At 51.2% G+C, this 12172-nt stretch carries 11 protein-coding genes; 7 read left to right on the forward strand and 4 right to left on the reverse strand.

Features of this window, described 5'->3' with window-relative positions; translation table 11 throughout:
• Positions 1 to 333 precede the first annotated feature (333 nt).
• Positions 334 to 1536 (reverse strand): pyridoxal phosphate-dependent aminotransferase, encoded by a 1203-nt coding sequence (locus C0081_RS02535; protein WP_101532208.1) that lies wholly within the window; start codon positions 1534 to 1536, stop codon positions 334 to 336.
• Between the two features lie 618 nt (positions 1537 to 2154).
• Between C0081_RS02535 and C0081_RS02540 the strand changes: the two genes are divergently transcribed.
• Positions 2155 to 3900 carry a tetrathionate reductase family octaheme c-type cytochrome gene (locus tag C0081_RS02540; RefSeq protein WP_101532209.1) on the forward strand — a complete coding sequence of 582 codons (1746 nt, stop codon included), beginning with the start codon at positions 2155 to 2157 and terminating at the stop codon, positions 3898 to 3900.
• A gap of 9 nt (positions 3901 to 3909) precedes the next feature.
• Positions 3910 to 4641 carry a cytochrome b/b6 domain-containing protein gene (locus C0081_RS02545; RefSeq protein ID WP_210200360.1) on the forward strand — a complete coding sequence of 244 codons (732 nt, stop codon included), beginning with the start codon at positions 3910 to 3912 and terminating at the stop codon, positions 4639 to 4641.
• Between the two features lie 89 nt (positions 4642 to 4730).
• On the opposite strand, the gene C0081_RS02550 is transcribed toward C0081_RS02545, so the two are convergent.
• Positions 4731 to 4934, reverse strand: a complete 204-nt coding sequence (locus C0081_RS02550; RefSeq protein ID WP_101532210.1) for a YgaP family membrane protein — start codon at positions 4932 to 4934, stop codon at positions 4731 to 4733.
• Between the two features lie 245 nt (positions 4935 to 5179).
• Here C0081_RS02550 and C0081_RS23455 point away from each other — a divergent pair, with 245 nt between their 5' ends.
• Positions 5180 to 5926, forward strand: a complete 747-nt coding sequence (locus tag C0081_RS23455; RefSeq protein ID WP_245417829.1) for a VIT domain-containing protein — start codon at positions 5180 to 5182, stop codon at positions 5924 to 5926.
• Positions 5927 to 6051: 125 nt separating this feature from the next.
• Here C0081_RS23455 and C0081_RS23460 read toward each other — a convergent pair whose 3' ends face one another.
• The gene (locus C0081_RS23460; RefSeq protein ID WP_245417830.1) at positions 6052 to 6300 is read right to left on the reverse strand and encodes a hypothetical protein; all 249 of its coding nucleotides are present in this window, start codon (positions 6298 to 6300) and stop codon (positions 6052 to 6054) included.
• Positions 6301 to 6303: 3 nt separating this feature from the next.
• On the opposite strand from C0081_RS23460, the gene C0081_RS23465 reads away from it, so the two are divergent.
• The 4 genes from C0081_RS23465 to C0081_RS02570 all read left to right on the forward strand — a co-directional run bounded on the left by C0081_RS23465 (position 6304) and on the right by C0081_RS02570 (position 10614).
• Complete coding sequence (locus C0081_RS23465; RefSeq protein ID WP_245417831.1) at positions 6304 to 7671, forward strand: VWA domain-containing protein; 1368 nt, start codon at positions 6304 to 6306, stop codon at positions 7669 to 7671.
• Positions 7672 to 7793: 122 nt separating this feature from the next.
• On the forward strand, positions 7794 to 8348 hold the full coding sequence (locus C0081_RS02560; RefSeq protein ID WP_180966727.1) for a class GN sortase: 555 nt from the start codon (positions 7794 to 7796) through the stop codon (positions 8346 to 8348).
• A gap of 79 nt (positions 8349 to 8427) precedes the next feature.
• Positions 8428 to 9570, forward strand: a complete 1143-nt coding sequence (locus C0081_RS02565) for a PQQ-dependent sugar dehydrogenase (RefSeq protein WP_101532212.1) — start codon at positions 8428 to 8430, stop codon at positions 9568 to 9570.
• A gap of 138 nt (positions 9571 to 9708) precedes the next feature.
• A complete protein-coding gene (locus C0081_RS02570) occupies positions 9709 to 10614 on the forward strand; it encodes a DMT family transporter (protein ID WP_210200361.1) in 906 nt (301 codons plus the stop codon).
• A gap of 87 nt (positions 10615 to 10701) precedes the next feature.
• Here C0081_RS02570 and C0081_RS02575 read toward each other — a convergent pair whose 3' ends face one another.
• A complete protein-coding gene (locus tag C0081_RS02575; RefSeq protein WP_101532213.1) occupies positions 10702 to 11973 on the reverse strand; it encodes an NAD(P)/FAD-dependent oxidoreductase in 1272 nt (423 codons plus the stop codon).
• Between the last annotated feature and the right edge of the window lie 199 nt (positions 11974 to 12172).

Consider the following 12172-nt stretch of genomic DNA (forward strand, 5'->3'; position numbering starts at 1 on the left):
ACGTCCGCACCAGACATGCATCATCCTTTGACAGACAGCACACGCTCCTACCTGATGTTAATCGTGCGTTTGACAGAACTCCTTTGTTCAAAAGACTGCATCAAACTGCCAAATTGTCGGACAGAATAGCTATGAGCTTAGCCCAGAAATGGCAGCACTGTTTGATCAAACGCAAAAAAACTTGCGATTGCGGCGCTGAGTCACTGCTATTTGACAAATCTGTGCCCCCTTTCACCCGCAAAACAGGGGCGAACAGGCCGATACATCCGACCAACCAAAAACGGCCCACACTTTGTGCGGGCCGTTGAATGTGATCTGAATTTTTGAAATCAATTATTTCAAAGCGGCGCAGAAGCGCTTGATGCGGCCACAGGCTTCGGTCAAAGCCTCTGTTGAAGTGGCGTAGGAAATGCGAAAATAAGGGTTCAAACCGAAGGCAGATCCCTGAACCACAGCAACGCCTTCACCTTCCAGCAGTTCGGTGACAAAATCTTCGTCATTTTTGATAACATTGCCTGATGGAGCAGTTTTACCAATGGTGCCAGCACATGATGGAAACACATAGAAGGCTCCTTCAGGCATTGGGCAGCTCAAACCTTCACATTCATTGAGCAATGCAACAACCATATCGCGGCGTTCTTTGAACACAGCAGCCCGTTCAGGAATGAAATCCTGTGGCCCATTCAGCGCTTCCACAGACGCCCACTGCGAAATAGACGTCGGGTTAGACGTAGACTGAGACTGAATTTTGCGCATCGCACCAATCAGCTCAAGCGGACCTGCACAATATCCAATGCGCCAACCAGTCATGGCATAGGCTTTTGACACGCCATTCATGGTCAGCGTGCGATCCTTCAAAGAAGGCTCTACCTGTACCGGCGTGACAAATTCAAAATCATCATAAACCAGATGTTCATACATATCATCGGTCAGCACCCAAACATGAGGATGTTTGACCAAAACATCGGTCAGTGCTTTCAACTCTTCACGACTATAGGCCGCGCCTGTCGGGTTGGAAGGCGAGTTGAACATGAACCATTTGGTTTTGTCAGTAATCGCAGCTTCCAATTGTTCAGGCTGCAATTTGAAGTCCGTTTCCATCGTTGCTTCAACGGCTACAGGCGTTCCACCAGCAAGCAGAACGATATCGGGATAAGACACCCAATAAGGAGCAGGAATGATGACCTCATCACCCGGATTAAGCGTCGCCATCATGGCATTATAAATGATCGGCTTGCCACCGGGTGCAACGAAACACTGGGCGGGGTCATAGTCGAGACCGTTTTCGCGCTTGAATTTCGCCGCAATGGCCTTTTTCAGCTCGGGAATGCCATCCACCGCTGTATATTTGGTTTCGCCTCGTGTGATCGCGTCAATACCGGCTTGTTTGATATTATCCGGGGTATCAAAATCCGGTTCCCCGGCACCCAGACCGATGACGTCACGACCAGCGGCCTTGAGTTCACGCGCCTTGTTGGAAACTGCAATGGTTGCAGATGGTTTCACGCGCGAAAGCTGCTCGGCGATAAAGCTCATGGAGCCCTCCAAATATTCAGCTAAAAAGAGTCAAACGAACCCATGCGCAGAGATGCATCCCCTGCGCGTCCGCAGGGCAACCCTAGTGCAGCCCCAGAGACTTTTCAAGCGAACCTGCCTTAGATTTGGCCAGTTTGGCGGCGGTTTGACTAATATTCTTGCACACATTCGTACCCAACCAACAGGGCTAAACCTACAAATGTTTCAAAACTACGGATTTTCACCTAGTCACAAATTTTCTGGCCATCGCCAACCAGCTAAGCCTTTTTGAAACAAGTCAAATTTCTGTGCGATTAGTCGCGGAGGGGTGCCGCCTTGCGTACAGGCAACACGCAAAACCGTTTGGATTTTTAAAATTCAACATACTGATAAGTATGCAGGTCACCTACCCTCACCCAAAATCCAGCCCCGTCTCTCTTCGACTAAATCCTTGGTCGTGTGACACAATGTCCACTTAGATACAGTCGAATATTCTAAACAAGTATATTATAATCCTGTTTAATAGGTTGGCGCGATAGAGTCGCACTTTTGCTACCTATTTAAACAAGGACCGACCCATTCTGGCTCAACTTTCCTGGTTCAGCCGTTTGACAGATATTGCAAATGTTCGGAGGACCCATGACGAGCCTTGCACCCCCCCAAGCCATACAGCGGCGGCTCCGATTTGGAACCCTTGCTGCATTATTTTCAACGGTTACTGCCGCTACGGGCCTATTGCTAATCTGCAATTCCACTTTGGCAATAGCCAACCCAGTCTCTCCCTTGCCCCAATCGGTCGCAAAAACCGATGGCCTTCAATTATCCGGCAAGGCCGCTGGTGGAACCGCCGATCATTCAAAGTTTGAAATTCTCCAACAGGATTTTAAGTCCGGACCAGAGGTTACCAAAGCCTGCCTGACCTGTCACACAGAAGCCGCAGACCAAGTTCATGGCTCCATCCATTGGAAATGGGAATATAAAAACCCCGACACCGGACAGACCCTTGGCAAGCGGACAGTCATCAATGCCTTCTGTGGCAACGTAGCCTCCAACGAACCTCGATGCACCTCATGTCACGCAGGCTACGGCTGGGACGACATGCGCAAGGATCCTCCAAGCGAGCCAGAAGCAGTCGATTGCCTCGTTTGCCATGCAGATACTGCGCTTTACAGCAAATTTCCCACCAAGGCTGGCCATCCGCTTTATGAGCCCACCCCTTGGGCCGGCGAGATCAAACAACCGCCCGACCTTGCCAAGGCTGCACAATCAGTCACCAACCCCCAACGCCAGAATTGTGGCTCTTGCCATTATTATGGTGGCGGCGGCGATGGTGTGAAGCATGGCGATCTTGATAGCTCGCTCAATCATCCGGACGTCAAACTGGATGTGCATATGCGCGAAGACGGGCTGAACATGGCCTGTACGGCTTGCCATTCGGGCACCAGTCACCAATGGCCGGGGTCTCGTTACAGCGGCGAAGCCAAACCAACGATGAAAACCAATCAAGGGCACGACACCAAGACCGCCAAAGTCCGCAAAATAGACCAAATGGCTGGACTGATGCAACCATCGGCCTCGTGTGAAAGCTGCCACTCGGACCGCCCCCACAAGGGCGACCATCTGATGGGCATCAAACTGAATGATCATACCGATACGGTGGCGTGTCAGACCTGTCACATCCCCGAATTTGCGCGTGGTGGTGTCGCCACCAAAACGCTGTGGGATTGGTCAACCGCCGGCAAATTGAAAGACGGCAAACCCTACAGCACCAAAGATGAACACGGCCATCTGAGCTATATGTCGCAAAAGGGCAATTTTGAATATCAAGAAAATGTCCAGCCACACTATGCCTGGTTCAATGGCAAATACACGTATACCTTGATTGACGATAAAATAGACCCCACCAAACCAGTGGAATTAAACGCCCTGCATGGCTCGCCCACCGATGGAAAGTCTCGCATCTGGCCCTTTAAACGGATGGAATCCCGTCAACCTTATGACATGGCAAACAACCAGCTGGTCAACAACCATGTCTACGGCCAAGACGACACTGCGCTCTGGACCAACTTTGACTGGAGCAAATCGGTCAAAGCTGGAATGGAGTTTGTCAACAAGCCTTATTCCGGCAAACTGGGTTTTGCGGACACCATTATGTATTGGCCCATCACCCATATGGTCGCACCAAAAGGGGATGCAGTGAGATGTCAGGAATGCCACGCCAAACATGGCCGACTTGACGGCGTTACCGGACTTTATCTTCCAGGAAGGGACACCTTCAAGTGGCTTGATTGGATCGGCTACGCCGCCTTTGGCCTGACCCTTCTGGGTGTCTTGCTACATGGCTTGCTACGCATCCTGTTCCGCAATCGCAAAAATGAGGCATAAGGGGACAAAATGATGACTGATATTACCTCTTCACCCTCGGGCTCTGGCAACAATGCACACGCAGACAAACCAGATGCAAGCAAACGGGCTGTAAAGATCTATTCCCGCTACGAGCGATTCTGGCACTGGTCGCAAGCCCTACTGATTTTCATTCTTGCCATCAGCGGCTTTAATCTGCATGGCACGTTTGATCTCATTCCCTTTCCTCTGGCGGTCATGATCCACACCATTGCAGCGATTGTGCTTATCATTTTGTGGCTCTTCACCACTTTTTGGAACTTCACGACGGGCCAATGGCGCCATTATTTACCAAACAACAAAGGCCTGCTCGCCGTAATCAAATTCTATGCTTTTGGCATTATAACCGGTGCTCCACATCCCTATTCCAAGAGCCTCAAACGCAAACAAAACGCCCTGCAATCACTGGCCTATCTCACCTTCATGGTGATCATAGGTCCAGCATTGTGGCTGTCTGGCATTGCCTATTTACTCTACAATCTCTGGGCTCATCTCGATAGTGGACGGCAACTCTTCACGCTGGTGGCCTTTGCCCATACGGCAGCTGCTTTCATGATGATCACCTTTGTTGTCATCCATGTTTATATGACAACGACGGGCAAAACAGTCTTCCATTACATCAGGACCATGATCACAGGATACGAACGGATTGAGCTGACCGAAGCCGAAGAAGCCTATCTTGAAGAACAAGAGCCAGAACTGCTCAAACATCCCAAAGGGTAATCATTATCCTGGCAACAAGGCCTCAAACAAAAAAGCCGCGGCATTCACCGCGGCTTCATTATTTATGGCGTCGCCAAAAAGAGAAAATCTTATTGAAAAGCTTTGCCTGGTTTAAGACCAAGCTTTTTCATAATCATGGCAGCCGGACAGATGCCAGTGAAGGCAGATTGAAACAAGTTGGCACCGATAAAGACGGTGAACCAAACAAACAAAGGGCTGACAAATGCAGTCAGCACGACCGATACCAAAATCATAGCTCCGGCAAAGGCGAACATAGCGCGATCAAGACACATGGAAACACTCCCATTATATTAATTATTCCTAATATTATAATTTACAAATATATCCATGTAAAGACCCAATAGCTCCAAGTCGGTAAATCCAACGTGAACATCCTTACCACCTTGTAACTGGCGAGCCACACAATGGTCACAATATGGGTCCGCTTCCGCCCCTTTTTTCACAAATGAGAGCCGCATTTTCGTGAAAAACTATTCCCAGAAACAGATTGACCAACAAACCTCTGCGGGAAAAAACAATGCCACTGTTCAAGCCAGACACTGCTCAACGCAGACACACTCGGCACAGCATCGATTTGAGCCACAAAAGCCGTCACGACAAATCCATCTCTACCGCCTTTAAGGTCTGGCTGGGGGCTTATGCCCTTGCGATGGCTATCGGTCTCACGGTGGCCTCTGCGCATGCAGCCCCCTCGCAAACTGCGCCAATAGCTCAATCCATCACCGAGCCGATGCAAACAATCTCTCCCCTTTTGGTTACGCCCAATGCCATGCAATCCGGCGGCCTGTTGTTCAAGGCAAAGGAAGCTGGAAAATTCATCGAGGCGCCCAAAGTCGCGACCGACATCAAGCTCGATGTTACAGGACCAGTGGCCCGTGCGATCGTCACTCAAAAATTTCTCAACCCCAGCGATTCTTGGTTAGAGGGCATTTATGTCTTCCCTTTGCCTGACAATGCAGCGGTTGATCAGTTAAAGATGAAGATCGGCGACCGTCTCATAGAAGGCCTGATCAAACCCAAACAGGAAGCCCGCGCCCTATATGAGGCCGCCAAACGCGACGGCAAAAAAGCCAGTTTGCTAGAACAGCAGCGACCCAATCTGTTCACCAACGCAGTAGCCAACATTGGGCCGAATGAGTCCATAACCATCCAGATTGAATATCAGCAAACAGTGCCGCGCAAAGACGATCGATTTTCCCTGCGTGTGCCGTTGGTGGTCGCTCCACGCTACAACCCGATGGCAAAACCTCTCCAGCCGTCATAGAATATCAAGCCAATCAGCAGCAGAGCAACGACGGCTGGGGCAATACAGACCCTGTTCCAGACCGCGACACAATAACAGCGCCGGTTCTGGACCCCGAAAAAGAACCCAAAACCAATCCGGTTACATTAACCGTTGCCCTCAAAGCCGGTTTCCCGCTGGAAGATGTTGTCAGCCACTATCATGATGTCAACATCGAGCCTGGCAATGACGACACCATCACCCTGACCCTGAAACAAGACGCAGTCCCAGCGGACAAAGATTTCCTGCTGACATGGACGGGAAAAGCAGGCCAAACGCCCAATCTGGGGCTCTTCACCCAAACACGCATCGGCGATGGGAACAAGACCGACGCCGACGCCAAATCCGCCGAACACTATGTGCTGGCCTATATCACTCCGCCCTACAAGTTGAGCAAAACCCTGACAGCACCTGACCGCGAAGTCATCTTTGTCATCGACCAGTCCGGTTCCATGGCCGGCCCCTCCATCAAGCAAGCCAAATCCAGTTTGATTGAAGCGTTGGGACAGTTGAAGCCGCAAGACAAATTCCAGATCATCCGCTTCAACAACCAGATGAGCCAATTGTTCTCTGCATCAAAAACTGCAGATCGCGAAACCATCGACACGGCACAAGACTGGGTTCGGTCGATCAAAGCGGAAGGCGGCACCGAAATGCTGCCAGCGATGCTCGAGGCGTTAAAGGACCCGAACCCCAAAGCTCCGACACTGCGACAGGTTATCTTTTTGACCGATGGGGCCATCGGCAATGAACGTCAATTGTTCGAAGCGATCAAATCCCAAAAGGGTCGTTCCCGCATTTTCACCGTCGGCATTGGCTCTGCACCCAACAGCTTTTTCATGTCCCGTGCGGCTGAAGTGGGACGCGGCACCTTCACCCATATCGGCGACATTGCCGAAGTCAAAAGTCAAATGGGCTCGCTTTTCACCCAATTGACGACACCAGCCGCCACCGACTTGGAAATCGAACTGGAAGGGGCAGAAGGCGTTGAGGCATCTCCTAGCGATCTTCCCGACCTTTATTTGGGCGAGCCGGTCATTGTGGCAATTAAAGCCCAAAAGCTGGGTGATAAACTGACCCTCAAAGGTCGTTTTGACAACCAGCCTTGGAGTATGAGCGTCGATCTGGCCAAAGCGGCCAAATCACAAGCCATCGGCAAGCTGTGGGCACGCGGCAAAATCCGCCAGTTGGAAAATGAGCGCCTGCTCTCCAATAACAACACAGCTCTCGACAAAGCGATTGAGAGTTTGGGCCTCCAGCATCATCTTGTCACCCGCCTCACAAGCCTTGTCGCCATTGACGTCACCCCTTCACGACCAAGCGAAACCCCGCTGGACAGCAAAAAAGTACCGCTGAATCTACCTGATGGTTGGGAAATGGATAAAGTCTTTGGTGCTGAAGCAGAAATGGCAGCCCAAGCACCACAGGGCCTGAGGTCACAAGCGATGACATCCCCCACGGCCCGCATAAAGAAATCGGGCATATCGCAGCGATTTGCTGCCAGTGCGACCCTATTGGCAGTGAAACCAGCACCGCAGTCTGCTCCCATGCAGATGGCCAGTGCGCAGAACACGCAGCCACAGATCATGCTACCCAAAACAGCAACATCTTCTGACCTGATGATCATATTGGGGATCGCACTGTTGTCACTGGCGGGTAGCCTGTTTGCATGGATGCAATGGCGCCAAATCGGCCCCAACGCCGGTTCAAATTCAAAAGCAAGCTAACTAGAGTAAAGCGCGCGAGACACATGCTCGCGCGCTGTTACATTCTAACCCCAACAACAGAAAGCGGCACACCCTTGCCTCTCTGTCATCATTTGAAAAGCCTATTACCCCGAACCCTACCCATGGCAGTTTTGCTGCTCAGCCTTGTGGGCAGCGGGTTTGTGCTTTGGGGCTTTTGGATTCCCATGAAGGCTCAGCTAGCTCAATATCTGCTTGAGCGCGCATGGCAAACCAGCCGCGAAACCGGACAGCCACAAAAAGCATGGTCATGGGCGGACAGTTGGCCCGTAGCCAAACTCTCTATCAAAGCATTGAACCTACAAGCCATAGTCCTCAAGGAAGCCGGCGGTGAGGCCCTTGCGTTTGGTCCTGTGCTTCTGGAGCAATCCGCCTCTTTGGGCGGCAACGGGACCAGCGTAATTGCAGCCCACAGAGACACGCATTTCAAGGCCCTTTTCCGTCTCGAACAAGGAGCCCTGATCAAAGTGGAGCCAATGGCTGGCCCTTCAATGATCTATCAAGTAAATGAGATGCGCATCGTCCGCTGGGATCAGTCAGGCCTGATCAAAGACACCCAGTCATCGCAACTGATCATAACGTCCTGCTGGCCCTTCGACAGCTTGATTGAGGGCCCCCTGCGGTTCATCGCGATAGCCGATCGCGTCGCCCCCCAGTGATCACCAGCAAGTGACTTGCCTCAATCTGGTCCAGCCGCAATGGTAACACCACCAGAACACCAACGAGGAGCTTGTTATAATGCGCACACCGGTTCGTTTTTTGCCTGCAATCTGTTTGTTGTTATTGTCCGTGCAAAGCGCGATGAGCAAAACAGCCCAACACCAGACCCAACACGGCCCAATCACGGTTGAAGACATCGCTGAGTTCAATCGTCCATGGGGCATGGCGTTTGTCACACCATCCAGTGCCTTGGTAACCGAAAGGATTGGTTCGCTTTGGTTGGTCAATATAAAAACCGGCAAGAAAGTCAAGGTTTCAAAGCCTCCTCGCGCCCAAGTGGAGGGACAGGGCGGCTTGTTGGACGTGGCACTTCATCCCGACTTCAAAAACAATGGCTGGGTCTATTTCACCCTCGCCAGACAAGTCAAAGGCGGTTCGGGCACCGCTGTCGTGCGGGCAAAACTCACAGGCCTGAACAGCGAAGAGCCAACCCTCACTGACCATCAGCTTCTGTATCAAGTCAAACCCAGCTCTGCCAGCCACCACTTTGGCTCCCGCATCGCCTTTGCACCGGATGGCACGTTCTATGTCACCTTTGGTGACCACGGCGAACGCCCGCGCGCGCAGGACACCAGCAACGCATCAGGGTCGGTCATCCGCCTCCTCGCAGACGGGACTAATCCGGCTGACAATCCTGCCTTTGCCCCAACAAGCGGGTCCGCACGTGACGGCCTCTGGTCCATTGGTCACCGAAACCCGCAAGGCGCGGCCATCCACCCACTAACAGGCAAGCTCTGGACCGTGGAGCATGGTGCGCGTGGCGGCGATGAAATCAATCGGCCCGAGGCGGGCAAAAACTACGGCTGGCCGACGATCAGCTATGGCAAGCATTACACCGGAGGCAAAATCGGCAAAGGCAGCGCAGCAGATGGTATGGAGCAGCCCGTCTACTATTGGGACCCATCGATCGCACCGTCCGGTCTCGCCTTCTACAGCGGCACTCTTTTTCCTCACTGGCAGAACAGCCTGTTTGTCGGAGCCCTCAAACATAAAAAGCTGATCAGGTTAACAGTCATCGGCGGCGAAGTGACCGGAGAAGAGATCTTGCTGGAAAATGCCTATGGCCGCATTAGGGATGTCAGTTCAGGACCAAACGGTGCGCTTTGGCTTCTCACCGATTCCTCCAAAGGTAAACTGTTGCGCATCTCCCCTACGAAATAGAATAATTCATCAGCCATTCTTGCGCATTGATAAAAATTTTTTGTTTGCCGCACATGGGGCAATGACCTAGAAGACAGGCATTGTGGTCGGCGCAATCGCGGCGGCCTCCTATGTCCTCCCTTATCCATGGTGTCCACTATGACGCGTTTGACCGCGAATGTGCTATTGATCATCGCCGCCCTTTTTTGGGGGGCTGCTTTTGTGGCGCAATCTACAGCGATGGACTCAATGGCACCATTGGGATTCAATGGCATGCGCTTTTTGCTTGCCGCCATAGCAGTCGCCCCCTTTGCGTGGATCGAATGGAGAAAAAGCACCAATCGGATTCCACTGACAGGTATTGTCAAAAGCGTTTTGGTTGGCGTGATCTTCTTCATCGCCATGGCTGTGCAGCAATATGGCTTTTACACCACATCGGTCACAAATGCCGGTTTTCTAACCGCGCTTTATGTCGTCCTGACACCGATTATGGGCTTCATTCTATTTAGAACACTACCAAACCCGTTTGTCTGGCCAATTGTCATTCTATCGCTGACGGGAGCCTATCTGTTGTCCGGAAGCTTGAACGCAATGAAAACCGGCGACATCTTGATGATTATCTCAGCTCTGTTTTGGGCTTTGCAGATCATTTTCATCGGACGTTTGGTAAAGCAATATGGCAACCCCATCACCGTCGCATGGATCCAGTTTTTGACCACCGGTATCATAGGCACCGTCTTGGGTAGTATTTTTGAAGTGATTGATCTGTCAAGCATCAGTGGGGCGTGGATCGAAATTGCCTATACGGGCATCCTGTCCGGCGGCCTCTCCTTCACTCTGCAAGCCATAGCCCAGCGACACACACCACCATCGGATGCCGCGATTATGCTGTCGAGCGAAAGTCTATTCGCGGCCCTGTTTGGCGCGCTTCTTCTGGGGGAACGTCTTACCACCATTCAGATGCTTGGCTGTGCGATGATTTTCTCCTGTATCTTACTGGTCGAATTGATGCCCCAAATACAGAAGCGATTGAAACGGAGGAATCAAGCCAAACAACCGGCTTAAAAGGTCTCTCAATTGCCAAAGCCGCCAACAGGAAACCCGATCGGCGGCTTTTTGTCTTTCTGGCTTTGCAGCCGCATCCTGTATCAATCAGCTTTTGATTTTGCCAATATCAAGCATTTTTAACATCACGCGTTCGAAATAAGGCTCTGTGTCACCCTTGCGAATTTTGCGCAGGAAGTATTTCTCAAAGGCAATCTTGGCCAGATGCACCCATTTTCCTTGGGAAGCATAATTGGTATTGCGTGGCGGTATTTGTGGCATAGCGACGAACGCAATGCCCGAATCCCCAAAATCAGCCAGACAGATTGCATTCCATGTTGCTTGATGCGTTGGCTCTTCGCCTTTGAGTATCTCACTCAGATTAAGCGCCGATGCAGTCACCATAGATTCGATCATATATCCGGTTTTGGGCACGCCAACCGGCACAGGGGTCTTTTCATAAGGCGGAATGGCAATGCAGACGCCAACGCCGAAAATATTGGGATATTTTGGATTGCGTTGATGTTTATCGACAATGACAAATCCGCGCGGATTGACCAGCCCGTCAATGCCCATGAGCGCAGGAATGCCGCGGAAGGCAGGCAGCATCATGGAATGTTTGAATGGCAATTCATGCTGCTTTTTGACTTCACCATCGGCGGTGTGCTCGGTCACATGCATCACACCATCTTCAACCTTGTCCACCTTGGCATTGGTGATCCAGTTGACGGTCCGTTCACGAAAGCCGGACTCCAGCAAGCCCTTGGTATCGCCAACGCCACCAAGCCCCAAATGACCAACATAAGGCTCAGAGGTCACAAAGGTCATCGGCACCTGATCACGCAATTTGCGGCGGCGAAGGTCTGTATCAAAAATCATTGCCGTTTCATATGCAGGACCATAACAAGATGCACCCTGTACGGCGCCCACAACAATGGGACCGGGATCAGCACAGAAAGCCTCCCACTTTTCATTACCGGAAACGGCATGATCCACGTCGCAAACAGAAATGGTGTGCCCGTTTGGTCCCAGCCCTTCGATTTCGTCAAAGGCGAGATCAGGCCCTGTCGCAATCACTAGATAGTCGTAAGAAACAGAAGAACCATCTTCTAGGTTGATCAACTGCTTATCAGGATCAAGTCCTTCCACCGAGGAACAGACAAAATCCACTTTATGTTTTGGCAAAATGGAAGCCAAATCCAGCGTGATGTCTTTTTTGGTACGCCAGCCTACGGCCACCCAAGGATTAGATGGAGTGAATTGAAAGAATGGTTTATTGGAAACCACCGTCACTTTGTCTTGCTTGGACAAAACATGGCGAATTTCATAAGCCGCAGAAAGACCTCCAAGACCACCACCAAGAACCACAACATGAGTCATACATGACCTCCTTCTGCCCCTCCTTAGCGGCGGATGAAAACCATTCGTCTCTCAAGTGATGGGCCAAAATCAAACTATATTATTATTATTGAATATTAGAATGTTGTAATAAATATTTCCAGACAAAATTGGCATTTCTAACGAAAGTACAATACTCCTTCACAAGGGGCGTAATTATTGTTGGCAGCCCCTTCATAGT

This window comes from Cohaesibacter celericrescens (genome assembly GCF_002866925.1).
Classification (GTDB): Bacteria; Pseudomonadota; Alphaproteobacteria; order Rhizobiales; family Cohaesibacteraceae; genus Cohaesibacter; species Cohaesibacter celericrescens.